Here is a 23032-nt window from a genome sequence, read left to right as displayed (position 1 = left end):
AATCGCCATGCAACGCGCTTTTTGCCGGGCCACCTCCTGGATGATTCCGATTGTGGCGGAAAACTTTGCGTCGCTCTGGCGATGCCTCTACTATCGTTCCACTTTTTATGACCAAACGATGACCTGATGCCAAAATTACGCCTGATTACTTTTACTTTGCTCGCGCTTAGCGCCGCCACGGCGGTTCACGCAGAAGAAAAGCGCTACGTTTCCGATGAGCTGAACACCTGGGTTCGCAGCGGCCCGGGCGATAATTATCGTCTGGTCGGCACCATCAACGCCGGGGAAGAAGTGGCGGTGCTGCAAACCAACGACAGCACCAGCTACGCGCAGATCCGCGACGCCAATGGGCGTACCGCCTGGATCCCGCTGAAAGAGCTGAGCAACGAGCCCAGCCTGCGCACCCGCGTCCCTGATCTGGAAAACCAGGTCAAAACGCTGACCGATAAGCTGAATAATATCGACGCCACCTGGAACCAGCGCACGGCGGATATGCAGAAGAAAGTCGCCGGCAGCGACAGCGTGATCAACGCGCTGAAAGACGAGAACCAAAAGTTGAAAAATGAGCTGGTTGTCGCGCAGAAGAAGGTGAATGCGGCGAATCTGCAGCTTGATGACAAACAGCGCACCATTATCATGCAGTGGTTTATGTACGGCGGCGGCGTGTTGGGCGTCGGTCTGCTGCTGGGTCTGGTGCTGCCGCATCTGGTGCCAAGCCGCAAACGTAAAGACCGGTGGATGAACTAATTCGTCTTCTCTGCCAGACTTACGTATCATCTTGCAAAAAACAGATACGGGAGAATCAGGCGTGAAGAGTTATCTGGTCGGCGGTGCGGTGCGCGACGCGCTGTTAGGACTGCCGGTCAAAGACCGAGACTGGGTGGTGGTGGGCGCCACCCCGCAACAGATGCTTGACGCGGGCTATCAGCAGGTAGGCCGCGACTTTCCCGTGTTCCTTCATCCGCAAAGCCGGGAAGAGTATGCCCTGGCCCGCACCGAGCGCAAATCCGGCGCAGGCTATACCGGTTTTACCTGCTATGCCGCCCCGGACGTCACCCTCGAAGCGGATCTGCTGCGCCGTGACCTGACGGTCAACGCCCTCGCCCAGGACGCCGACGGCGCAATTATCGACCCCTACGGTGGACAAAACGATCTCCGCCAGCGTCTGCTGCGCCATGTCTCCCCCGCCTTTAGCGAAGATCCGCTGCGCGTGCTGCGCGTGGCGCGCTTTGCCGCCCGCTATGCCCATCTCGGTTTTCGCATTGCCGAAGAGACCCAGACCCTGATGGCCGCCATGGTTGAGGCCGGCGAACTGGCCCATTTAACGCCGGAGCGGGTGTGGAAAGAGACGGAAAGCGCGTTGACCACCCGCAACCCGCAGGTCTTTTTTCAGACGCTGCGCGACTGCCAGGCCCTCAAGGTGCTGTTCCCGGAGATTGACGCCCTGTACGGCGTGCCGGCCCCGGCCAAATGGCACCCGGAAATCGACACCGGCCTGCACACCCTGATGACCGTCACGATGGCCGCGATGCTGTCGCCGGACGTCGATGTGCGCTTCGCCACCCTATGCCATGACCTCGGCAAAGGGCTGACGCCGAAAGCGCTCTGGCCGCGTCACCACGGCCATGGCCCGGCGGGAGTCAAGCTGGTGGAGCAGCTCTGCGCGCGTCTGCGGGTGCCGAACGATATCCGCGATCTCGCGAAACTGGTGGCGGAGTATCATGATCTGATCCACACCCTGCCGATCCTGCAGCCGAAAACCCTCGTCAAACTCTTCGACAGCATTGACGCCTGGCGTAAACCGCAGCGCGTGCAGCAGATCGCCCTCACCAGCGAAGCCGACGTTCGCGGGCGCACCGGTTTCGAGGCTAGCGATTATCCGCAGGGGCGCCTGCTATTAGAGGCCTGGGAAGTGGCGCGGTCGGTCTCCACCAAAGAGGTGGTGGCGGCGGGGTTTAAAGGGGCGGAAATTCGCGAGGAGCTGACGCGGCGGAGAATTGCGGCGGTGGCGCAGTGGAAGGAACAGCGTTGCCCCCAGCCGCAAGGCTGAGGGCGCAGGCCTTAGAAGAAGACCACGTAAACCGCTGCCGCGACGATAAAGCGGTAGATAGCGAACGGAATGAACGAGATCCGTTTGATCAGCTGCAGGAAGGTTTTAATCGCAATCAGCGCCACGATAAACGCCATCACGAAGCCGACGGCAAACATCGGGACATCGCCCATGTTGAGGAAGCCGATGCTCTTGTAGACGTCCAGCACCGTGGCGCCCATCATCATCGGTACCGCCAGCAGGAATGAGAATTCCGACGCCGCGTAGCGGCTGACGCCCATCAGCATGCCGCCGGAGATGGTCGCCCCTGAGCGGGAGAAGCCCGGCCACAGCGCCAGGCACTGGAAGCAGCCGATAACGAACGCCTGACGATAGGTCATATCGTCAATCCCGACCGCGCGCGGCTGTTTCGGCTTCAGCACTTCCGCCGCAATTAACAGCACACCGCCGACAATCAGGGCGTACATCACGTTTACCGGGTTAAACAAAGACTTAATGGTGTCGTGGAAAATAAGCCCCATTACCACCGCGGGGATCATGCCGAGAAGGATATGGATAAGCGACAAGCGACCGCTGCCTTTGCCTTCGTGCTCCGGCGGCCTGCCGAAATGGATGCCGATCAGGCCGAACAGGCGACGCCAGAACATGACCACCACGGCGAGTATCGAGCCTAGCTGAATAACCACTTCAAAGGTATTTGCCGTATCACCTTCAAACCCCAGCAGGTGACCAACAATAATCATATGACCGGTACTGGAAACAGGTAAAAACTCTGTCAACCCCTCAACCACACCCAATATTGCCGCCACCAGCAGCGAGTGTATATCGCTCATCCAATTAAACCCTTTAAAAAAGTAAAATGAAAAAAACCAGGAACACGGTATCGTTCAACAGGCACAACCCGACTGCCAGAGGGCGCACAATCCGCAGCATACACGGCGTACACAAGGATTCGCCTGCCGTTCTGGTAGAAGATCGCCAGTAAAATTGCCTGATGACCGGATGCTATGACCGGTATAAACGCAATTTGTTTAACAAGTATGACCTGAAAAGTTTTGTTTCAGATTAAGGCCACGTTCAATAATCACCCCGACGTTTGCCGCGCGAGCCACGGCGCCAGGTTTGCTGACTTTAATGCGCACCCATGGCGACTGGAATGTCTCCAGCAGCAGGTCGGCCACCTCTTCCGCCACCCGCTCCACTAACGCGAATTTTCCCCCCTCAACATGCGCGATGACGCGCTCGCTGATATCAGCATAGCTGAGGCAATCGCTGACATCATCGCTGGCGGCCGCCTTGCGGTTATCCCATGCAATTTCGATATCGAACACCAGCTTCTGCTCAATGGTTTGTTCCCAGTCATAAACACCAATGGTGGTGATTACCGAAAGTTGCTCTATAAATACAATATCCATCACGCCCTGCCTGCTTTTTAGCTAAACCGGATACCACTTCCGGCGAATTATGCGTATTATCCACAGATGCAGAGAATACAACGACATTTTCAAAACGGAACAGCGTTATGAGTGCAATCGCGCCTGGACTGGTACTCCTCGCCTACCTCTGCGGCTCCATTTCCAGCGCCATTCTGGTATGTCGCCTTGCTGGCCTGCCCGACCCACGCGACAGCGGCTCAGGCAACCCCGGGGCCACTAACGTACTACGAATTGGCGGAAAAGGGGCGGCCGTAGCGGTACTTATTTTTGATGTGCTGAAGGGCATGCTGCCGGTATGGGGCGCCTGGGCGCTGGGCCTGACGCCGTTCTGGCTGGGTTTAGTGGCGATTGCCGCCTGCGTGGGCCATATCTGGCCGGTTTTCTTTCATTTCCGCGGCGGTAAAGGCGTCGCCACGGCCTTCGGCGCTATCGCCCCCATCGGCCTCGACCTGACCGGCGTGATGGCCGGGACCTGGCTGCTGACCATCCTGCTCAGCGGTTACTCTTCCCTTGGCGCTATCGTCAGCGCGCTGATCGCTCCGTTCTACGTCTGGTGGTTTAAACCGCAGTACACCTTCCCGGTGTCGATGCTCTCCTGCCTGATCCTCCTGCGCCATCACGACAACATTCAGCGTCTGTGGCGCCGCCAGGAGAGCAAAATCTGGACGCGTGTGAAGAAGAAAAAAACGCCAGAAGAGAAGTAATCTCCCCTCCCGGCCCCGCCAGCCGGAGGGATCGCCGCTTCTATTTACCTGTCTCACCCGCCTTTTCGCCTTACGTCGTCATGATTGGCGATCTTCACCACATCCCTCTTTTGTAACAATGCGTTAGCGGTGACCCTCAGCAAAAATCACGCCAGCGACCAGCGGCGCGGCGTCCCCCCCGCTGGCGCCTTTTCCGCCGCGGCCAGGCAGCGGATCAGGATATTGACGGCAATGATTATCCGGGTGAATAATCCGGAGCGGTTATGCCGCTTTCCCCTTGCGCCCAATGCGACGCTGCGGGTAACAGATGACATAAGCGTTTCGTATGACCGGGATAATCTCCCGCCGATCAATACTCATTGCTGCTGTTTTATCTTGATTTTGCAGGGGCGCAACATTGCACGGCACCGTGTTACCACCACTCAAAAAAGGCTGGCAGGCCACGCTGGATCTGCGCTTTCAGCAGGCCGGCGGCAAGACCGTTCTCGCCAGCGCCCAACACGTCGGCCCGCTGACCGTCCAGCGCCCGTTTTACCCGGAAGAAGAGACCTGTCACCTCTATCTGCTTCACCCCCCCGGCGGCATCGTCGGCGGTGATGAACTGACGATTAGCGCCCACCTTGATCCCGGCTGCCATACCCTGATCACCATGCCTGGCGCCAGCAAGTTTTACCGCAGCAGCGGCGCGCAAGCGCTTTTGCGCCAGCAGTTGACCCTCGCCCCGCAGGCGACCCTGGAGTGGCTCCCGCAGGATGCCATCTTCTTTCCCGGGGCGAACGCCCGACTGTCCACCACCTTTCACCTGTGTGCCTCCAGCACCCTGCTGGCCTGGGATCTGCTCTGCCTTGGCCGCCCGGTGATCGGCGAAACCTTCAGCCACGGCACCCTCAGCAACCGGCTGGAGGTATGGGTGGACGATGAGCCGCTGCTGGTCGAGCGCCTGCACCTGCAGGAGGGAGAGCTCTCCAGCATCGCTGGACGTCCCTGGGTCGGCACGCTGCTGTGCTATCCGGCAACCGATGCCCTGCTCGACGGGGTGCGCGACGCGCTGGCGCCGCTCGGCCTCTACGCCGGCGCCAGCCTGACCGACCGCCTGCTGACGGTGCGCTTCCTCAGCGACGATAATCTGATTTGCCAGCAGGTGATGCGCGACGTCTGGCAGTTTCTGCGCCCTCATCTCACCGGCAAGTCCCCCGTACTCCCCCGAATCTGGCTGACTTAAGAGAACGTTATGGAACTGACCCCCCGAGAAAAAGACAAGCTGTTGCTGTTTACCGCCGCGCTGGTGGCGGAACGCCGCCTGGCCCGCGGCCTGAAGCTCAACTATCCGGAATCCGTGGCCCTGATCAGCGCCTTTATTATGGAAGGCGCCCGCGACGGCAAAAGCGTGGCCTCGCTGATGGAGGAAGGTCGTCACGTCCTGACCCGCGAGCAGGTGATGGAAGGCGTCCCGGAAATGATCCCGGATATCCAGGTCGAAGCCACCTTCCCGGACGGCTCGAAGCTGGTCACCGTTCACAACCCGATTATCTGAGGCAGCGCCATGATCCCTGGTGAATATCACGTTAAGCCCGGCCAGATAGCCCTCAACACCGGCCGGGCGACCTGTCGCGTGGTCGTTGAAAACCACGGCGATCGTCCGATTCAGGTCGGTTCGCACTACCATTTCGCCGAGGTCAACCCGGCGCTGAAGTTCGACCGTCAGCAGGCCACCGGCTATCGCCTGAATATCCCGGCCGGCACGGCGGTACGCTTTGAACCTGGCCAGAAACGCGAGATTGAGCTGGTGGCCTTCGCCGGTCACCGCGCCGTCTTCGGCTTCCGCGGCGAAGTCATGGGCCCACTGGAGGCAAACGATGAGTAATATTTCACGCCAGGCCTATGCCGACATGTTCGGCCCCACCGTCGGCGATAAGGTGCGCCTGGCCGATACCGAGCTGTGGATCGAGGTGGAGGACGATTTGACCACCTACGGGGAAGAGGTCAAATTCGGCGGCGGCAAAGTGATCCGCGACGGGATGGGCCAGGGACAGATGCTGGCCGCCGACTGTGTTGACCTGGTGCTCACCAACGCGCTGATCGTCGATCACTGGGGCATCGTTAAGGCCGATATCGGCGTGAAGGACGGCCGGATCTTCGCCATCGGCAAAGCCGGCAACCCCGACATCCAGCCCAACGTCACCATCCCCATCGGCGCCGCGACGGAAGTGATTGCCGCCGAAGGAAAAATCGTCACCGCCGGCGGGATCGATACCCATATTCACTGGATCTGTCCGCAGCAGGCGGAAGAGGCGCTGGTCTCCGGCGTGACCACCATGGTCGGCGGCGGCACCGGCCCGGCGGCGGGTACCCATGCCACCACCTGCACCCCGGGGCCATGGTATATCTCACGCATGCTGCAGGCGGCCGACAGCCTGCCGGTTAATATCGGCCTGTTGGGCAAGGGCAACGTTTCTCAGCCGGACGCTCTACGCGAGCAGGTGGCGGCGGGTGTTATTGGCCTGAAGATCCATGAGGACTGGGGCGCCACCCCGGCGGCGATCGACTGCGCATTAACCGTCGCCGATGAGATGGATATTCAGGTCGCCCTGCACAGCGACACCCTCAATGAGTCCGGTTTTGTGGAAGATACCCTCGCCGCCATCGGCGGGCGCACCATCCACACCTTCCATACCGAAGGGGCCGGCGGCGGCCATGCGCCGGACATCATCACCGCCTGCGCCCACCCGAACATTTTGCCGTCCTCCACCAACCCAACGCTGCCCTACACCCTCAACACCATCGACGAACATCTCGATATGCTGATGGTCTGCCACCATCTGGACCCGGACATCGCCGAGGACGTGGCCTTTGCCGAGTCGCGCATTCGCCGGGAAACCATCGCCGCAGAAGACGTGCTGCACGACCTTGGCGCCTTCTCGCTCACCTCCTCCGATTCGCAGGCCATGGGCCGCGTCGGAGAAGTGGTTCTCCGCACCTGGCAGGTGGCGCACCGCATGAAGGTGCAGCGCGGCGCGCTGGCGGAGGAGACCGGGGATAACGACAACTTCCGCGTGAAGCGCTACATCGCCAAATACACCATCAACCCGGCGCTGACCCACGGCATCGCGCACGAAGTCGGCTCCATTGAGGTGGGTAAGCTGGCGGACCTGGTGGTCTGGTCGCCTGCCTTCTTCGGCGTGAAACCGGCCACCGTGATCAAAGGCGGCATGATCGCCATCGCGCCGATGGGCGATATCAATGCCTCTATTCCGACCCCGCAGCCGGTACACTACCGTCCGATGTTTGGCGCGCTGGGCAGCGCCCGCCATCACTGCCGCCTCACCTTCCTGTCGCAGGCAGCGGCGGACCATGGCGTAGCCGAGCGGCTGAACCTGCGCAGCGCGATTGCCGTGGTGAAAGGCTGCCGCACGGTGCAGAAAGCCGACATGGTGCACAACAGCCTGCAGCCTAACATCACCGTCGACGCGCAGACCTATGAGGTGCGGGTGGATGGCGAACTCATCACCAGCGAGCCGGCAGAGGTTCTGCCGATGGCGCAACGTTATTTTCTGTTTTAAGGAGTGCGGATGCTTTATTTAACTCAACGTCTGGAGACCCCCGCCGCCGCGACCGCCAGCGTTACGCTGCCGATTGATGTTCGCGTCAAAAGCCGGGTAAAAGTTACCCTCAACGATGGCCGGGAAGCCGGTCTGCTGCTGCCCCGCGGCCTGCTGCTGCGCGGCGGCGATGTGCTGAGTAACGAAGACGGCACCGAATTTGTGCAGGTGATTGCCGCTGATGAAGGGGTGTCGGTGGTGCGCTGCGACGACCCGTTTATGCTGGCGAAGGCCTGCTATCACCTCGGCAACCGTCACGTACCGCTGCAGATTATGCCAGGCGAGCTGCGCTACCATCACGATCACGTGCTGGACGATATGCTGCGCCAGTTCGGCCTGACGGTGACCTTTGGCCAGCTGCCGTTCGAGCCGGAAGCCGGCGCTTACGCCAGCGAAAGCCACGGTCATCATCATGCTCATCATGACCACCACGCTCACAGCCACTAGCATGTCGACAGCGGAACAACGCCTGCGGCTGATGCAGCTGGCCAGCAGCAACCTGCCGGTAGGAGGTTACAGCTGGTCCCAGGGGCTGGAGTGGGCTGTGGAAGCCGGCTGGGTGCCGGACGTCGCGGCCTTCGAGCGCTGGCAGCGACGGCAGATGACGGAAGGCTTTTTTACCGTTGACCTGCCGCTGTTCGCCCGCCTGTACCGCGCCTGCGACCAAGGCGATATCGCCGCGGCCCGGCGCTGGACGGCTTATCTGCTGGCCTGCCGGGAGACCCGTGAACTGCGGGAGGAAGAGCGCAACCGCGGCGCGGCGTTTGCCCGCCTGCTGGGCGACTGGCAGCCGGACTGTCCGCCGCCGTGGCGCACGCTGTGCCAGCAAAGCCAGCTCGCCGGGATGGCCTGGCTCGGCGTGCGCTGGCGCATCGCGCTGCCCGAGATGGCCTTAAGCCTGGGCTACAGCTGGATTGAGAGCGCCGTAATGGCCGGCGTCAAGCTGGTGCCCTTCGGCCAGCAGGCCGCCCAGCAGCTCATTTTACGTCTTTGCGACCACTATGCAGCGGCGATGCCCCGCGCACTGGCCGCGCCGGACGGCGATATCGGATCGGCCACGCCGCTCGCCGCCATCGCCTCTGCCCGGCATGAAACCCAATACTCCCGATTATTCCGTTCCTAGGAGAAGCCATGAATTCTTATAAACACCCGCTGCGCGTCGGCGTCGGCGGCCCGGTCGGCTCTGGTAAAACCGCCCTGCTGGAAGCGCTGTGCAAAGCGATGCGCGATACCTGGCAGCTGGCGGTGGTCACTAACGACATCTATACCAAAGAAGATCAGCGCATCCTCACCGAAGCGGGCGCGCTGGCCCCTGAACGCATTGTCGGTGTAGAAACCGGCGGCTGCCCGCACACAGCGATCCGCGAAGATGCCTCGATGAACCTCGCCGCCGTGGAAGCGCTGAGTGAAAAGTTCGGTAACCTCGACCTTATCTTCGTGGAAAGCGGCGGCGATAACCTGAGCGCCACCTTCAGCCCGGAGCTGGCGGATCTGACCATCTACGTCATTGACGTGGCCGAAGGGGAGAAGATCCCGCGCAAAGGCGGGCCGGGGATCACCAAATCCGATTTTCTGGTGATCAATAAAACCGACCTTGCCCCCTATGTCGGCGCTTCGCTGGAGGTGATGGCCAGCGATACCCAGCGTATGCGCGGCGATCGCCCGTGGACCTTCACCAATCTGAAGCAGGGAGACGGCCTGAGCACCATTATCGCCTTCCTCGAAGACAAAGGCATGCTCGGCAAATAGGCCTGTTGCACCAGCCGGGCGCAGACGCGTCCGGATGGTGCAACCCCTGCTCTCTCTTCTATCACCCTGCGCTCCCCTCCCCGCCACGCCTGCCCTGCAATATGGCATAAGGTTTGCTAATTCAAGTCATGCCTAACCATTAAGGAATGACTATGTCATCACTGGATCTCAACCCTGAATTACCCGCGACAGCGCGGACTTCCGGCTCCCGGGAAACCTTAGAAGATTACACCTTACGTTACGCCCCGCTGAGCTTCCGCCGCTGGGGACCGGGCGTCGTCGCGGTCACGGCGCTGGGCGGCATCGCCTATCTGGCGGACTTTTCCATCGGCGCCAGCATCGGTATGGCCTGGGGCACCAGCAACGCCATCTATTCGATCCTGGTGGCGGCGCTGGTGATCTTCCTCACCGGCATTCCGCTGGCGATCACCGCCGCGCGCTACAACATTGACCTTGACCTGATCACCCGCAGCGCCGGCTTCGGTTATTTCGGCTCGGTGATCACCAGCATTATTTTTGCCGGCTTCACCTTTATCTTCTTCGCCCTCGAAGGCTCGATCATGGCCCAGGGGCTGCTGGTGGGCCTCGGGATACCGCTGTGGATGGGGTATCTGATCGCCACCCTGATGGTGCTCCCGCTGGTGGTCTATGGCATGAAAGCCCTGACCCGCCTGCAGGTATGGACCACTCCACTGTGGCTGGTGCTGATGGTGGTGCCGGTGGTGTGGCTGATTGTCAAAGATCCGCAGCTGGTGGACGGCTTCCTGCATTTCGCTGGTAAAAACAGCGCGTCGACGGTGGACATCACCGCCATCATGCTCGGCGCCGGGGTATGCCTGTCGCTGATCATGCAAATTGGCGAGCAAATTGATTACCTGCGCTTTATGCCGCCTAAAACCGCGGAGAACCGTAAAAGCTGGTGGCTGGCGGTCTTTTCCGCAGGCCCGGGCTGGGTGGTGTTAGGCGCGATCAAACAGATCATCGGCGCCTTCCTCGGCTTCTATCTATTGACCCGTTTTCCGGCGGTGCACAATACCGAACCGGTGCAGCAGTTCGTCAGCGTCTTCGATAATCTGGTGCCCGGCTGGCTGGCCCTGACGCTGGCGGTGGTGCTGGTGGTGATCTCGCAGATCAAAATTAACGTCACCAATGCCTACTCCGGCTCGTTGGCGTGGACCAGCGCCTGGACCCGCACCACCAAACGCTATCCGGGGCGGATTATTTTTGTGGTGGTCAATCTGGCGATTGCCCTGGCGCTGATGGAAGGCGATATGTTCAGCGCCCTGTCGTGGATCCTCGGCTTTTACTCCAACTTCGCTATCGCCTGGGTCGTGGTGGTGGCGACCGACATCACCTTTAATAAAGGCTTGCTCAAGCTGGCCCCGGCGCAGCCGGAATATCGTCGCGGCATGATCTACAACGTTAACCCGGTGGGCGTGGTTTCCTTTGGCCTGGCCGCCGGGCTGTCGATCTGCGCTTTCTTCGGCCTGCTGGGGACGACGCTGGCGCCGTTCTCACCGCTGATCGCGCTGGTCGTCGCCTTTTTCATGACCCCGCTGATGGGGATCCTCACCCGCGGGCGCTACTATATTAAGCAGGTGGATGACGGGATCGCCGAACCGCGCTATGACGCGGCGGGGAACGCCTCGACCACCGTGTATCAATGCGTTAGCTGTGAGGAAGAGTACGAGCGCCCGGACGTGATGCATTCACATAAGCATCAGGGTGCCATCTGCTCACTGTGTAAAAGTATGGAGTAGTCAGGTAGGCAGGCCGACGTGACGTCGGCCTGTTTCAGGTTGCGTTAGGCGGCAGGTAGTTCGGCCAGCGGCCAGCGCGGGCGGACCGTCACGCCGAGCTCAGCTTTGGCGCCGGTTTGCAGACGCACCATGCCGGCGTAGGCGATCATCGCGCCGTTATCGGTACAGAACTCAGGGCGGGCGTAGAATACCTCACCGCCGCGTTTTTGCATCATCTCCGCCAGCTTCGCCCGCAGGGTGCGGTTGGCGCTCACGCCTCCCGCCATCACCAGACGCTTAAAGCCGGTTTGCTCCAGCGCGCGGCGACATTTAATCATCAGCGTATCGACAACCGCATCCTCAAACGCGCGGGCGATGTCGGCGCGGGTTTGTTCATCGTCGCCGTTGCTGCGAATGGTGTTGGCGGCGAAGGTCTTCAGTCCGGAGAAGCTGAAGTCCAGCCCCGGACGGTCGGTCATCGGACGCGGGAAGACGAAGCGGCCTTCAGTACCCTGGGACGCCATTTTCGACAGCATCGGCCCGCCGGGATAATCCAGCCCCAGCAGTTTTGCGGTTTTATCAAAGGCTTCGCCCGCCGCATCGTCAATCGACTCGCCCAGCAGTTCGTACTGGCCGATACCGGTGACGCTGATCAGCTGCGTATGGCCACCGGAAACCAGCAGCGCGACGAACGGGAACGCCGGCGGGTTATCTTCCAGCATCGGCGCCAGCAGGTGCCCTTCCATATGGTGTACCGGGATCGCCGGCACGTTCCAGGCGAAGGCCAGCGACCGGCCAACGGTCGCCCCGACCAGCAGCGCGCCGACCAGGCCAGGACCCGCCGTATAGGCGACGGCGTCGATATCTTTCGCCGTCAGGCCGGCCTCTTTCAGCGCCGCCTGGATCAGCGGCACCGTTTTGCGCACGTGGTCGCGCGATGCCAGCTCCGGCACCACGCCGCCGTAGTCCGCATGCAGTTTCACCTGACTATACAATTGGTTGGCTAACAGACCTTGCTGGTCGTCATAAATCGCGATGCCGGTTTCATCGCAGGATGTTTCAATGCCCAGTACACGCATGAGTTGTTTTACCTCGCTTCAATACCGCGCAGTGTAGGTCCAATGACCGGCGATGTAAAACTTTGCTCACCCCTGGTGTTCTCTTCGTGTATACTCCTCACCCTTATAAAAGTCCCTTTCAAAAAAGGCGCAGGTGCTTTACAAAGCAGCAGTAGTTGCAGTAAAATTCCGCACCATTTTGAAATAAGCTGGCATTGCGGCCAGCGGCAAACCGAATTAATCAAAGGTGAGAGGCACATGCCGGTAATTAAAGTACGTGAAAACGAGCCGTTCGACGTAGCTCTGCGTCGCTTCAAGCGTTCCTGCGAAAAAGCAGGTGTTCTGGCGGAAGTTCGTCGTCGTGAGTTCTATGAAAAACCGACTACCGAACGTAAGCGCGCTAAAGCTTCTGCAGTGAAACGTCACGCGAAGAAACTGGCTCGCGAAAACGCACGCCGTACTCGTCTGTACTAATCTGTTGAGAGCGACGCTCTCAATTCAGACCGAGTTGTAGTTGTAAGGCCGTGCTTCCGAAAGGAATGCGCGGCTTATTTTCGTTTATAGTCATCAGAAATAACGGGGCTTATGGCTGGACGAATTCCACGTGTATTTATTAGCGATCTGCTTGCCAGAACCGACATCGTCGATCTGATCGATGCGCGGGTAAAGCTGAAAAAGCAGGGCAAAAATTTTCACGCGTGCTGTCCGTTCCATAACGAAAAAACCCCCTCTTTCACCGTCAACGGTGAAAAACAGTTTTACCACTGCTTCGGCTGCGGGGCGCACGGCAATGCTATCGATTTCCTGATGAACTACGACAAGCTCGAGTTCGTGGAAACGGTCGAAGAGCTGGCCGCCATGCACAACCTCGAAGTGCCTTATGAAGCAGGCAACGGACCCAGCCAGATAGAGCGCCATCAACGGCAGAACCTCTACCAGTTACTGGATGGTCTGAATACGTTTTATCAACAGTCTCTGATGCAGCCCGCCGCCGACCCTGCGCGCCAGTACCTGGCAAAACGGGGGTTAAGCAGCGAGGTGATTACGCGCTTTGCCATCGGCTATGCTCCCCCAGGTTGGGATAACGTTTTAAAACGTTTTGGCGGCAATCAGGAAAACCGCCAGTCGCTTATTGATGCCGGCATGCTGGTCACCAACGATCAGGGACGCAGTTACGACCGCTTCCGCGAACGGGTGATGTTCCCCATCCGCGATAAGCGAGGCCGGGTGATTGGGTTTGGCGGACGGGTGCTGGGCGATGCCCTGCCGAAGTATCTCAACTCCCCGGAAACCGACATATTCCATAAAGGCCGTCAGCTATATGGCCTGTATGAAGCGCAGCAGGACAACCCCGAACCACCGCGTTTGCTGGTTGTCGAAGGCTATATGGACGTCGTGGCGCTGGCGCAGTACGACATCAATTATGCTGTCGCCTCGCTGGGTACCTCGACCACGGCCGATCATATCCAGCTGCTGTTCCGGGTGACCAATAACGTCATCTGCTGCTACGACGGCGACCGGGCCGGCCGCGATGCCGCCTGGCGCGCGCTGGAGACGGCGCTGCCGTACATGACCGATGGTCGCCAGCTGCGTTTTATGTTTCTGCCTGACGGCGAAGACCCGGATACGCTGGTGCGTAAAGAGGGCAAAGCGGCGTTCGAGGCGCGGATGGAGCAGGCTCAGCCGCTCTCCACGTTCTTGTTTAACAGCCTGCTGCCGCAGGTCGACCTGAGCACGCCGGACGGGCGCGCGCAGCTGAGCACGCTGGCGCTGCCGCTGATAACCCAGGTGCCGGGCGAAACCCTGCGCATCTATTTGCGTCAGGAGCTGGGCAACAAGCTGGGCATTTTAGATGACGCCCAGCTTGAACGTTTAATGCCAAAACAGGCGGAAAATGGCGCCCCGCGCCCCGCACCACAGCTAAAACGCACGACCATGCGTATACTGATAGGACTGCTGGTGCAAAACCCGGATCTGGCGCCGTTAGTCCCACCGCTGGAGGGGCTGGACTCGCGCAAAATGCCGGGGCTGAGCCTGTTCGGCGAGCTGGTGAAGAGCTGTCTGGCGCAGCCTGGTCTGACAACCGGGCAACTTTTAGAGCAATATCGCGGCACAAAAGAGGCCGCAACCCTTGAAAAACTGTCGATGTGGGACGATATAGCAGATAAAGATATCGCTGAACAAACCTTCACCGACTCGCTCAACCATATGTTTGATTCACTGCTGGAACTGCGACAGGAAGAGTTGATTGCTCGCGATCGCACACACGGTTTAAGCAGTGAGGAACGCCGGGAGCTCTGGACCATCAGCCAGGAGCTGGCGAAGAAATAAATGACAGACTCAGTCATTCACGTTGCATTGATGCAGCAGCAGAACGCAGAGCGACGTGAAGGACACCGTATTTAACGGCTTAAGTGCCGAGTATCGATCGGGAAGCCCCCGACAGCCGCGCAGAGGCGCAGCGGCAATAATATAAGTACGCCCTCGCTTTAAATGTCGACAGCCCGCCTGCCGACACCAATCAAACGAATTAAGTGTGGATACCGTCTTATGGAGCAAAACCCGCAGTCACAGCTGAAGCTTCTTGTCCAACGTGGTAAGGAGCAAGGCTATCTGACCTATGCCGAGGTCAATGACCATCTGCCGGAAGATATCGTCGATTCCGATCAGATCGAAGACATCATCCAAATGATCAACGACATGGGCATTCAGGTGATGGAAGAAGCACCGGATGCCGATGATCTGATGCTTGCCGAAAACACCGCGGATGAAGATGCTGCCGAAGCCGCCGCGCAGGTGCTCTCCAGCGTGGAATCCGAAATCGGGCGTACGACCGACCCGGTGCGCATGTACATGCGTGAAATGGGTACCGTAGAGCTGCTGACCCGTGAAGGCGAAATCGACATCGCCAAACGCATTGAAGACGGCATCAACCAGGTGCAGTGCTCCGTTGCCGAATACCCGGAAGCGATCACCTACCTGCTTGAGCAGTACGACCGCGTGGAAGCGGAAGAAGCCCGTCTGTCCGATCTGATCACCGGTTTCGTCGATCCGAACGCCGAAGAAGATATGGCGCCGACCGCCACCCACGTTGGCTCCGAGCTGTCTCAGGAAGAGATGGATGACGACGAAGACGAAGACGAAGATGAAGACGCCGACGACAACAGCGATGACGACAACAGCATCGACCCTGAGCTGGCCCGTGAGAAGTTCGCCGAGCTGCGTACCCAGTACGAGCTGACGCGCGACACTATCAAAGCCAAAGGTCGTAGCCATGCCGCCGCCCAGGAAGAGATCCTGAAGCTGTCTGAAGTCTTCAAGCAGTTCCGCCTGGTGCCGAAGCAGTTCGATTACCTGGTCAACAGCATGCGTAGCATGATGGATCGCGTTCGTACTCAGGAACGTATCATCATGAAGCTGTGCGTTGAGCAGTGCAAAATGCCGAAGAAAAACTTCATCACCCTGTTCACCGGCAACGAAACCAGCGAAACCTGGTTCAACGCCGCGGTGGCGATGAACAAGCCGTGGTCCGAGAAGCTGCTGGAAGTGAAAGAAGACGTGCAGCGCGGCCTGCAGAAGCTGCAGCAGATCGAAGAAGAGACCGGCCTGACCATCGAGCAGGTGAAGGATATCAACCGTCGCATGTCCATCGGTGAAGCGAAAGCCCGCCGTGCGAAGAAAGAGATGGTGGAAGCGAACCTGCGTCTGGTTATCTCGATCGCCAAGAAATACACCAACCGCGGTCTGCAGTTCCTCGACCTGATTCAGGAAGGCAACATCGGTCTGATGAAAGCGGTGGATAAGTTCGAATACCGTCGCGGCTACAAGTTCTCGACCTACGCTACCTGGTGGATCCGTCAGGCGATCACCCGCTCCATCGCGGATCAGGCGCGCACCATCCGTATTCCGGTGCATATGATTGAGACCATCAACAAGCTCAACCGTATCTCCCGTCAGATGCTGCAGGAGATGGGCCGTGAACCGACCCCGGAAGAGCTGGCTGAGCGCATGCTGATGCCGGAAGACAAAATCCGTAAAGTGCTGAAGATCGCCAAAGAGCCTATCTCCATGGAAACGCCGATCGGCGACGATGAAGATTCGCATCTGGGGGATTTCATCGAGGATACCACCCTCGAGCTGCCGCTGGATTCCGCGACCACCGAGAGCCTGCGTGCGGCAACGCACGACGTGCTGGCCGGCCTTACCGCTCGTGAAGCGAAAGTCCTGCGTATGCGTTTCGGTATCGACATGAACACCGACCACACGCTGGAAGAAGTGGGTAAACAGTTCGACGTTACTCGCGAACGTATCCGTCAGATCGAAGCGAAGGCGCTGCGTAAACTGCGCCACCCGAGCCGTTCTGAAGTGCTACGTAGCTTCCTCGACGATTAATCGTCGCGGGACAGCGTCCACAGCCGGTTAAAAAGCTCCCTGCGGGGAGCTTTTTTTATGGCGTTTCGCTGGCCGCTCGGGGAAAGCCGCCGCTCTCCGCTACTGACCGCGGGTCGCCAGGGCATCATCCAGTTCACGATAGGCCGCCACCAGCTTATCGAGCGTCGCCCGGTTTAAACCGCTGGGATTGGGCAGCACCCACACCTGGGTCGTGCCAATGGTCATCGCCTGTTTCCCCCACTTCGCCCCGCGCTGGTTAAAGGCCAGCTCGAAGGCCTGCTTGCCGAGCACCGCCAGCGCCTGCGGCTGATACTCCTCAATCTTCTTCACCAGCTCACGGCCGCCGCTGCGCAGCTCCTGCAGGGCGACCTCGCTGGCCTGCACCGTCGGACGCTCAACCAGCATGGTGATGCCGCAGCGCGTATCCAGCAGCTGCAGCTCCTCTTCCGGCCTGAGCTGCCGATCGGTAAAGCCGGCCTGATGGATGACCTTCCAGAAGCGGTTGCCAGGATGGGCAAAATGAAAGCCGGTATGGGCGGAAGACTTCCCCGGGTTGATACCGCAAAAGACGACGCGCAGGCCCGGCGCAAGGATATCGCTAATCATGTTTTCTCCGGCTGTATGGCTAAAACATGATTATAAAGGATTGAAAATGCATTGTTTATAAAAACAGCAGCTGCGCGCTTTACGCTGGATTGCAACCGTCAGTTACTTTATAATCCCTCGCCACGGCCCCTTAGCTCAGTGGTTAGAGCAGGCGACTCATAATCGCTTGGTCGTTGGTTCAAACCCAACAGGGGCCACCAAATTTTAGCAGTAAATACATATAGTTAGGCCACTCGAAAGAGTGGCTTTTTTGTTTCTAAATTTTAGAATAGCGATAAAATGGCAACATAAGCCGTTGAGCAATGCGCGTGGTCAGCATTTTCTTGCCATTCCGCTAAGAGGATAAAACAATCCGTTATCGCGAAAAGAAAAATTTACGCTTACGCTAAAATAGACAGTGCTCTATCCTGGCAAAAGTTTGCGCAGGCCATCTGCGTTGTCCACCTCCCGAAGCCAGTCCATCATTGCCGCGTTCCTGTTTACTCTGTCTTACTACGCAAGGTCGGCATAAAACACCTTTCATTCCCGCAACGCTGGAATTCATACTGCTCACGATAACTTTAACAATTCAGGCCAATTTCCGAAAAATACCCCTTCCCTGTACCAGCTGATCAAAATCAACGCCCCCCTCCCGTCGCTCATATATACAACCCGCTGACTCACACAAAAGGATGAAAATATGAAAATACGGGATATATCAGTCAGTACCTGTCTGGCACTGTTATTAACGGGTTGCGTAGCTAAACCACCGATGGCGACGGAAAGCGAAATGAAAGAAGCCGCCGCTTTTGCCTTTAATGTCGATGTTTCGCAGGTGACCATTTCCGATGCGAAGCAGCAGGATGTGAAAACCAACTTTGTGGCGACCATCGGCAACACCCGCCATCGCTGCTATGTGACTAAAGCCGCCGAGCCGAAACTGTATGGACTGATCCCGCTGGGCGGCAGTAGCACCGTCTCGGATGCCATCTGTGCCGGCGCCAACCCGACGCCAGCGAGCAAAACCTGCGACGCCCTGTCGAAAAAAGCGGGCCGCTGCTGATCTTCGGCGCAGAAATTGGCCGCTAACTGCACGTTTAGTCACTTTTTCTGCCGCTTTACCGCGGTCGCTTAGTTCAGCGACCGCACCTGCTGATAAGAATTGAGCCGTTCCCGCAGCGAAGTCAGCCAGGCATCTGGCTCCTGACGGCAGATTTCGGTGAGGATCGGCGTCAGCACCAGCTCGGCTTCATGGAAGTCGGTCCACTCCGGCGGCTGCAGGGAAAAAGGATCGTTCATCAGCCAGATCACCATCGGCGTCCAGGTGCGCGGATCCAGCTGCAGATAATCCTGACAGCGCATCATATCGCGCGTCCGCGCCTCAGTGGTCGTCACGTCCTTTCCCACCGCGGCGTTACTTATTGCCAGGACGATTATTCCTGCCATCAGACGTTTCCAAGCCCATTTTCGCCAGAGGGGGCGCTTTGCTTTTACCATTGTTATTATTTTACCTGCCAGCTGTCACCGGACGATATTCCCGGCACCTCACCTTAAAAAGCGCAGATTAATCGTTTGCATTTTTTTTAACAGCAGACAGCGCTGAAGCAAGCGAACGCCTTTTCCTACAGCTGTCATCCCGATATGCAAATATATTCGGCAGGCACACATCCACAATATTTTCCCGGCCGAAAACGATTTGTGTTACAATTGCGCCTTATTACGGCACCGATAAAAATAACCCCCGCCGCACCTGCATCAGGCATCGCCCTCTTTTTTCATATCAGGATTTACGCCCCCATGAATGCGATAATCATTGACGATCATCCATTGGCACGTATCGCCATTCGCAACCTTCTCGACAGCAACGGCATTACCGTCGCAGCGGAACTCGACAGCGGCGCCCATGCGGTACAGACCGCCGAAACCATGCAGCCTGACCTGCTGATCGTCGACGTTGATATTCCGGAACTCAGCGGCATAGACGTTCTGGAGCAGCTGCGAAAACGCCGCTACCGGGGAAAAATCATCGTCATTTCCGCCAAGAATGAACTGTTTTACGGCAAACGTAGCGCCGACTGCGGGGCCAATGGTTTTGTGAGTAAAAAAGAGGGAATGAATAATATCCTCGCCGCGATCGACGCGGCCAATAATGGCTACAGCTATTTCCCTTTTTCACTGGAGCGCTTCTGCACCCACGGCATCACCGATCAGGACCGACTGGATACGCTGTCAACGCAGGAGATGAAGGTCTTCCGCTATATTCTCAGCGGCATCGACTACACCACCATCGGCAGCAAAATGAATATCAGCAATAAGACGGTAAGCACCTATAAGGTCCGTCTGATGGATAAATTAGGCTGCAGCTCCCTGCTTGAGCTTTATGACTTTGCGCAACGCAATAAAATAGGGTGATGGCATGGTCATTCGTCTTATTTTATCCCTGATTGTCGGGCTAGCGCTGAGTCTCTCTCCCTCCGCGTTTGCCATGAAGCAACTGGAGCTGAAAAGCCATGCCCACATTGCGGCGATCGACATTCCGCTCAACGATAAGGCAAAGGCCTGGCTGGCCGCCCAGCCAACGCTGATCGTCGGCACCTGGCTCCCTGAGATGACGCCCGTCGTCTACGACAGCGACGAAGAAAGCTATCAGGGGATTAACGCCGACTATCTGGCGCTGATGGCGCACAGCCTCGGGCTAAAGGTGGTTATCCGCCAATATGACACCGAGCAGCAGGCGCTGGCCGCCCTGGCCGACCGCCAGGTCGATACCCTGCTCACTCAGGTGGCGCACCGGGATGCGCTCGCCCCGGGCCTGGTTCAATCCGCACCGCTGATCAAAACCTGGCCGACGCTGGTCACCTCGCTAAAATCCCCCCTGCCGCCGCTAACCACCGACCGCCGCGTCAAGCTAGCCTGCACCCGCGATTGCGCCTTTTTCGATATTATTCAACAGGCGTTTCCCAACGCCAAAATCACCCTTTATGATAGCGACTATCAGGCCCTCGCCTCGGTGGTCAGCGGCGAGAATCAGTATTTCATCGGCAACAACATCACCACCGGCCACTGCATCTCGAAATATTTCTCGCAATCGCTGGTCATCACGCACTATTTTCGTCAGCAGGAGCAGCACAACCGCTTTGTCACCCGTGAAGATCGACCGGCGCTGCACCAGCTCCTTGACCGTTTTATCCACGCCATCGACAACGATACCGCGATGCGGATCATGCAAAACTGGCTCAACCGCGGCGATCTGTCGTTTCTTAATACCCCGTTGCCTTTTACCGCTGAGGAGCAGCGCTGGCTGCGGAAGCATCGTCACATCCGCCTGCTGGTTAACCCCTACTTTCCACCTTTTACCCTGGTGGATGACGAAGATGAGCTGCGCGGCATCATGGCCGATATGCTGAATATTTTCTCACTACAGACCGGGCTGCAGTTTGACCCTATTCTGGTGCGCAATCGTCAGGATCTGGCAAAGCGCATGGAAAAAGAGGATTGGGCGATCATGCCCGCCGCGACCCTGACCCCGCAGCCGCAGGCTTACGTCACCCTCAGCGAGCCGCTCATTAACGTGGCCTTTGTGCTGGTCGCCCGCGGCAGCGCGCCCGACCCGCATCTGCTGACGCGCCCGGCACGGATCGCCCTGCCGGTGGGGCCGATCGCCGCCCACGACCTGAAAGCGCGCTTTCCGCAGGTTAACTGGGTGGAGACGGATAACGTTGGTGTCGCCATGAAGATGGTGGAGGAAGGCGAGGTGGATGCCGCCGTGGCCTCGGAGCTTTCCGCCCGCTATATGATCGATCACTACTATCCGCAAGATCTTCACTACACCCGCATCGATGGACTCCCGGTCGCCGCCATTCGGCTGGCGATCCCACGCGATGAACCGGTGCTGGCCGCCGTGCTCAACAAAGCGCTGCAGGCCATTCCGCCGCGGGACATTCTGCAGATGACCGAGAAGTGGTCGAAAATCTCCAGCCAGCAAATAGAGAACTGGAGCCAGTACAGCCGCCAGTTTTACCAGTTGATCGCCTTCGCGCTGGTGCTGATCGCCATCAGCCTCGGCTGGGGACTCTCCCTGTGCCGGGAAGTACGCAAACGCAAAGACTCTCAGCAGCGGCTGGAAGAGGAGCTGGCGCAGAAGGAAGCCCTCTCCTGCGCGCTGGAGCGGGAAAAAGACAAAGCGATTCAAGCGACAAAAGCCAAGAGTCGCTTTCTGGCCAGCATGAGCCACGAGCTGCGCACGCCGGTGAGCGCCATCGTCGGCTTTCTGGAACTGCTGGCGAAACCAGAGCTGAACGTCGGTCAGCGTAAAGAGGCGATCGAGCTGGCGGGGTCGACGGCGCAAACCCTGCTGGGACTTATCGGCAATATTCTCGATATCGACAAGATTGAGTCGGGAAAATACCAGATCACCCCACAGTGGAGCGATGTGGCGCAGGTGGTGTCGCAGCAGTGCCACACCTTCGGCGCGCTGGCGCAGCAGAAGGGGATCGCGCTGCATAGCCATCTCCCTCTGCAGGAGGGGATCGCGCTGTGGGTCGACCCTCAGGCGCTGCGGCAAATTCTCAATAATCTCATCGGCAATGCGCTGAAGTTTACCGCCGAGGGCGCGATTCAGATCTCCTGCCGGCTGGCGCAGGCGGATGAGACACAGGGAGAGCTGACCCTCATCGTTAGCGACAGCGGCTGCGGGATCAGTGAAGCTGAGCAGGCCACCCTCTTTCATCGCTATGCCCAGGCGCGCCAGGGACGCCAGCAGACCGGCTCCGGGCTGGGGCTGGTCATTTGCCAGGAGCTGGTTACGCTGATGCAGGGCCGGCTGGAGATGGTCAGCCGTCCGGGCGTGGGGACCACTTTCACCATCACGCTGCCGGTCAGGGTGAGTCGCTGCGCGATTCACGCGCCACAGGCGTTGCCCGCCAGGCCGCAGGCCCTGCCCGGGCTGTCGATATTGATAGCGGACGACCACCCCACCAACCGGCTGTTGCTCAAACGCCAGCTCAACACTATCGGCTACAGTGTCGATGAAGCCTGCGACGGTGAAGAAGCGGAGAATAAGCTCGCCGGCAAACATTACGATCTGCTGATCACGGACCTCAATATGCCGAAGAAAGATGGCCTGGCGCTGGCGGCGTCGTTACGCCGACGCTACCCGAGCCTGGTGATTTGGGGAGTGACCGCCAGCGCGCTGCCGCAGTCTCGGGAGGCATGTCTGGCCAGCGGCATGAATATGTGTCTGTTTAAGCCAGTGTCGGTTCAGACGCTGAGCCATGAGCTCAGCCGCTTAGCGGTGGGCCACGCATCACCTAACGCCGCCCGGCATCTGAAGCTCAGCGTGCTGACCGAAAATACGGGGGGAGACCAGGCGCTGATGGCTGAGATGCTGGAGACGTTCCGCGATGCGTCGGCCACAGATTTACAGGCCGCCGGACAGGCTATCGCCCGGCATGAGCCGCAGACCTTTCTGCGGGCGCTGCACCGTCTGCACGGTTCAGCACAAATCCTGGGGATTACTGCGCTACAACAACTGTGCGCCCCTTTTGAGGCTAAGCGACCTGATTCGCTGACGCCGGCAAGCTGTCTGGAGGTGGTACAGCACATCACCGGCATCCTGTGCGAGATCGATGGCGAAATCGACGCCCTCATCGGCCGCTAGCCGTTCCGGTCGGGCAGTCCGCTGCCCGACCGCTAAGGGGACATCCTTGTCAGTCTCTTCC

General features: G+C 58.9%; 23 protein-coding genes, 1 tRNA gene and 1 pseudogene. 19 read left to right on the top strand and 6 right to left on the bottom strand.

What is annotated here, in order from left to right; all coding sequences use genetic code 11:
• The first annotated feature begins 126 nt into the window (after positions 1-126).
• A complete protein-coding gene (locus ABLU73_RS01125) occupies positions 127-747 on the top strand; it encodes a TIGR04211 family SH3 domain-containing protein (protein WP_004205252.1) in 621 nt (206 codons plus the stop codon).
• Positions 748-808: 61 nt separating this feature from the next.
• Positions 809-2050: a multifunctional CCA addition/repair protein gene (locus ABLU73_RS01120; RefSeq protein WP_017899740.1), complete on the top strand. Its 1242-nt coding sequence runs from the start codon at positions 809-811 to the stop codon at positions 2048-2050.
• Between the two features lie 11 nt (positions 2051-2061).
• On the opposite strand, the gene bacA is transcribed toward ABLU73_RS01120, so the two are convergent.
• Both bacA and folB read right to left on the bottom strand, forming a co-directional pair.
• The gene (gene bacA, locus ABLU73_RS01115; protein WP_004205255.1) at positions 2062-2883 is read right to left on the bottom strand and encodes an undecaprenyl-diphosphate phosphatase; all 822 of its coding nucleotides are present in this window, start codon (positions 2881-2883) and stop codon (positions 2062-2064) included.
• 198 nt (positions 2884-3081) lie between these two features.
• On the bottom strand, positions 3082-3465 hold the full coding sequence (gene folB, locus ABLU73_RS01110; RefSeq protein WP_004150923.1) for a bifunctional dihydroneopterin aldolase/7,8-dihydroneopterin epimerase: 384 nt from the start codon (positions 3463-3465) through the stop codon (positions 3082-3084).
• A gap of 107 nt (positions 3466-3572) precedes the next feature.
• On the opposite strand from folB, the gene plsY reads away from it, so the two are divergent.
• Positions 3573-4190, top strand: a complete 618-nt coding sequence (plsY, locus tag ABLU73_RS01105; RefSeq protein ID WP_004205257.1) for a glycerol-3-phosphate 1-O-acyltransferase PlsY — start codon at positions 3573-3575, stop codon at positions 4188-4190.
• Positions 4191-4339: 149 nt separating this feature from the next.
• Positions 4340-4441: pseudogene (locus tag ABLU73_RS01100) on the top strand (hypothetical protein); the annotation flags it as partial.
• Positions 4442-4451: 10 nt separating this feature from the next.
• Here ABLU73_RS01100 and ABLU73_RS01095 read toward each other — a convergent pair.
• On the bottom strand, positions 4452-4598 hold the full coding sequence (locus ABLU73_RS01095) for a hypothetical protein (protein ID WP_032447021.1): 147 nt from the start codon (positions 4596-4598) through the stop codon (positions 4452-4454).
• Here ABLU73_RS01095 and ABLU73_RS01090 point away from each other — a divergent pair.
• The 8 genes from ABLU73_RS01090 to ABLU73_RS01055 all read left to right on the top strand — a co-directional run bounded on the left by ABLU73_RS01090 (position 4588) and on the right by ABLU73_RS01055 (position 11298).
• Positions 4588-5412 (top strand): urease accessory protein UreD, encoded by an 825-nt coding sequence (locus ABLU73_RS01090; RefSeq protein WP_065802860.1) that lies wholly within the window; start codon positions 4588-4590, stop codon positions 5410-5412. The genes ABLU73_RS01095 and ABLU73_RS01090 overlap by 11 nt on opposite strands.
• A 9-nt stretch (positions 5413-5421) precedes the next feature.
• Entirely contained in the window at positions 5422-5724 is a 303-nt protein-coding gene (locus ABLU73_RS01085) for an urease subunit gamma (RefSeq protein ID WP_002916871.1), read from the top strand.
• A gap of 9 nt (positions 5725-5733) precedes the next feature.
• Complete coding sequence (locus tag ABLU73_RS01080) at positions 5734-6054, top strand: urease subunit beta (RefSeq protein ID WP_017899738.1); 321 nt, start codon at positions 5734-5736, stop codon at positions 6052-6054.
• Positions 6047-7750, top strand: coding sequence for an urease subunit alpha (gene ureC, locus ABLU73_RS01075; RefSeq protein WP_017899737.1), 1704 nt, complete (start codon positions 6047-6049; stop codon positions 7748-7750). The genes ABLU73_RS01080 and ureC overlap by 8 nt, the downstream gene beginning before the upstream one ends.
• A gap of 9 nt (positions 7751-7759) precedes the next feature.
• Positions 7760-8236 (top strand): urease accessory protein UreE, encoded by a 477-nt coding sequence (ureE, locus tag ABLU73_RS01070; RefSeq protein ID WP_017899736.1) that lies wholly within the window; start codon positions 7760-7762, stop codon positions 8234-8236.
• A 1-nt stretch (position 8237) separates the two neighbouring features.
• Entirely contained in the window at positions 8238-8912 is a 675-nt protein-coding gene (locus ABLU73_RS01065; protein WP_004205263.1) for an urease accessory protein UreF, read from the top strand.
• 8 nt (positions 8913-8920) lie between these two features.
• On the top strand, positions 8921-9538 hold the full coding sequence (gene ureG, locus ABLU73_RS01060) for an urease accessory protein UreG (protein ID WP_002916877.1): 618 nt from the start codon (positions 8921-8923) through the stop codon (positions 9536-9538).
• 152 nt (positions 9539-9690) lie between these two features.
• Positions 9691-11298 carry a cytosine permease gene (locus ABLU73_RS01055; RefSeq protein ID WP_049003153.1) on the top strand — a complete coding sequence of 536 codons (1608 nt, stop codon included), beginning with the start codon at positions 9691-9693 and terminating at the stop codon, positions 11296-11298.
• 44 nt (positions 11299-11342) lie between these two features.
• On the opposite strand, the gene tsaD is transcribed toward ABLU73_RS01055, so the two are convergent.
• A complete protein-coding gene (gene tsaD / locus ABLU73_RS01050) occupies positions 11343-12356 on the bottom strand; it encodes a tRNA (adenosine(37)-N6)-threonylcarbamoyltransferase complex transferase subunit TsaD (RefSeq protein WP_002916879.1) in 1014 nt (337 codons plus the stop codon).
• A 237-nt stretch (positions 12357-12593) separates the two neighbouring features.
• On the opposite strand from tsaD, the gene rpsU reads away from it, so the two are divergent.
• The 3 genes from rpsU to rpoD all read left to right on the top strand — a co-directional run bounded on the left by rpsU (position 12594) and on the right by rpoD (position 16727).
• Entirely contained in the window at positions 12594-12809 is a 216-nt protein-coding gene (gene rpsU / locus ABLU73_RS01045; protein WP_001144069.1) for a 30S ribosomal protein S21, read from the top strand.
• 111 nt (positions 12810-12920) lie between these two features.
• The gene (gene dnaG / locus ABLU73_RS01040) at positions 12921-14666 is read left to right on the top strand and encodes a DNA primase (RefSeq protein WP_017899733.1); all 1746 of its coding nucleotides are present in this window, start codon (positions 12921-12923) and stop codon (positions 14664-14666) included.
• A gap of 219 nt (positions 14667-14885) precedes the next feature.
• On the top strand, positions 14886-16727 hold the full coding sequence (gene rpoD / locus ABLU73_RS01035) for an RNA polymerase sigma factor RpoD (protein ID WP_004174339.1): 1842 nt from the start codon (positions 14886-14888) through the stop codon (positions 16725-16727).
• Between the two features lie 99 nt (positions 16728-16826).
• Here the strand turns inward: rpoD and mug are convergent, their stop codons facing one another.
• Positions 16827-17333, bottom strand: coding sequence for a G/U mismatch-specific DNA glycosylase (gene mug, locus ABLU73_RS01030; RefSeq protein ID WP_004205266.1), 507 nt, complete (start codon positions 17331-17333; stop codon positions 16827-16829).
• Positions 17334-17457: 124 nt separating this feature from the next.
• Between mug and ABLU73_RS01025 the strand changes: the two genes are divergently transcribed.
• Positions 17458-17533, top strand: a tRNA-Ile gene (locus ABLU73_RS01025).
• A 569-nt stretch (positions 17534-18102) separates the two neighbouring features.
• Positions 18103-18375, top strand: coding sequence for a hypothetical protein (locus ABLU73_RS01020; protein ID WP_004205279.1), 273 nt, complete (start codon positions 18103-18105; stop codon positions 18373-18375).
• 68 nt (positions 18376-18443) lie between these two features.
• On the opposite strand, the gene ABLU73_RS01015 is transcribed toward ABLU73_RS01020, so the two are convergent.
• Positions 18444-18809, bottom strand: a complete 366-nt coding sequence (locus ABLU73_RS01015; protein WP_072140372.1) for an HdeA/HdeB family chaperone — start codon at positions 18807-18809, stop codon at positions 18444-18446.
• A 300-nt stretch (positions 18810-19109) separates the two neighbouring features.
• Here ABLU73_RS01015 and evgA point away from each other — a divergent pair, with 300 nt between their 5' ends.
• Both evgA and ABLU73_RS01005 read left to right on the top strand, forming a co-directional pair.
• Entirely contained in the window at positions 19110-19724 is a 615-nt protein-coding gene (gene evgA, locus ABLU73_RS01010; RefSeq protein ID WP_004205283.1) for an acid-sensing system DNA-binding response regulator EvgA, read from the top strand.
• A gap of 4 nt (positions 19725-19728) precedes the next feature.
• Positions 19729-22971 (top strand): transporter substrate-binding domain-containing protein, encoded by a 3243-nt coding sequence (locus ABLU73_RS01005; protein WP_264923581.1) that lies wholly within the window; start codon positions 19729-19731, stop codon positions 22969-22971.
• Positions 22972-23032: the final 61 nt, after the last annotated feature.

Origin of the sequence: Klebsiella sp. GG_Kp175 (assembly GCF_040062325.1) — a bacterium.
In the GTDB taxonomy this organism is placed as follows: Bacteria; Pseudomonadota; Gammaproteobacteria; order Enterobacterales; family Enterobacteriaceae; genus Klebsiella; species Klebsiella quasipneumoniae.
This window is presented reverse-complemented; position numbering and strand designations above follow the sequence as displayed.

Coding starts and splice junctions, on each gene's coding strand:
- ABLU73_RS01125 (WP_004205252.1), top strand. CDS start 127: ATGCCAAAATTACGCCTGATTACTTTTACTTTGCTCGCGCTTAGCGCC.
- bacA (WP_004205255.1), bottom strand. CDS start 2,883: ATGAGCGATATACACTCGCTGCTGGTGGCGGCAATATTGGGTGTGGTT.
- folB (WP_004150923.1), bottom strand. CDS start 3,465: ATGGATATTGTATTTATAGAGCAACTTTCGGTAATCACCACCATTGGT.
- plsY (WP_004205257.1), top strand. CDS start 3,573: ATGAGTGCAATCGCGCCTGGACTGGTACTCCTCGCCTACCTCTGCGGC.
- ABLU73_RS01085 (WP_002916871.1), top strand. CDS start 5,422: ATGGAACTGACCCCCCGAGAAAAAGACAAGCTGTTGCTGTTTACCGCC.
- ABLU73_RS01080 (WP_017899738.1), top strand. CDS start 5,734: ATGATCCCTGGTGAATATCACGTTAAGCCCGGCCAGATAGCCCTCAAC.
- ureC (WP_017899737.1), top strand. CDS start 6,047: ATGAGTAATATTTCACGCCAGGCCTATGCCGACATGTTCGGCCCCACC.
- ureE (WP_017899736.1), top strand. CDS start 7,760: ATGCTTTATTTAACTCAACGTCTGGAGACCCCCGCCGCCGCGACCGCC.
- ABLU73_RS01065 (WP_004205263.1), top strand. CDS start 8,238: ATGTCGACAGCGGAACAACGCCTGCGGCTGATGCAGCTGGCCAGCAGC.
- ureG (WP_002916877.1), top strand. CDS start 8,921: ATGAATTCTTATAAACACCCGCTGCGCGTCGGCGTCGGCGGCCCGGTC.
- ABLU73_RS01055 (WP_049003153.1), top strand. CDS start 9,691: ATGTCATCACTGGATCTCAACCCTGAATTACCCGCGACAGCGCGGACT.
- tsaD (WP_002916879.1), bottom strand. CDS start 12,356: ATGCGTGTACTGGGCATTGAAACATCCTGCGATGAAACCGGCATCGCG.
- rpsU (WP_001144069.1), top strand. CDS start 12,594: ATGCCGGTAATTAAAGTACGTGAAAACGAGCCGTTCGACGTAGCTCTG.
- dnaG (WP_017899733.1), top strand. CDS start 12,921: ATGGCTGGACGAATTCCACGTGTATTTATTAGCGATCTGCTTGCCAGA.
- rpoD (WP_004174339.1), top strand. CDS start 14,886: ATGGAGCAAAACCCGCAGTCACAGCTGAAGCTTCTTGTCCAACGTGGT.
- mug (WP_004205266.1), bottom strand. CDS start 17,333: ATGATTAGCGATATCCTTGCGCCGGGCCTGCGCGTCGTCTTTTGCGGT.
- ABLU73_RS01020 (WP_004205279.1), top strand. CDS start 18,103: ATGAAAGAAGCCGCCGCTTTTGCCTTTAATGTCGATGTTTCGCAGGTG.
- ABLU73_RS01015 (WP_072140372.1), bottom strand. CDS start 18,809: ATGGTAAAAGCAAAGCGCCCCCTCTGGCGAAAATGGGCTTGGAAACGT.
- evgA (WP_004205283.1), top strand. CDS start 19,110: ATGAATGCGATAATCATTGACGATCATCCATTGGCACGTATCGCCATT.
- ABLU73_RS01005 (WP_264923581.1), top strand. CDS start 19,729: ATGGTCATTCGTCTTATTTTATCCCTGATTGTCGGGCTAGCGCTGAGT.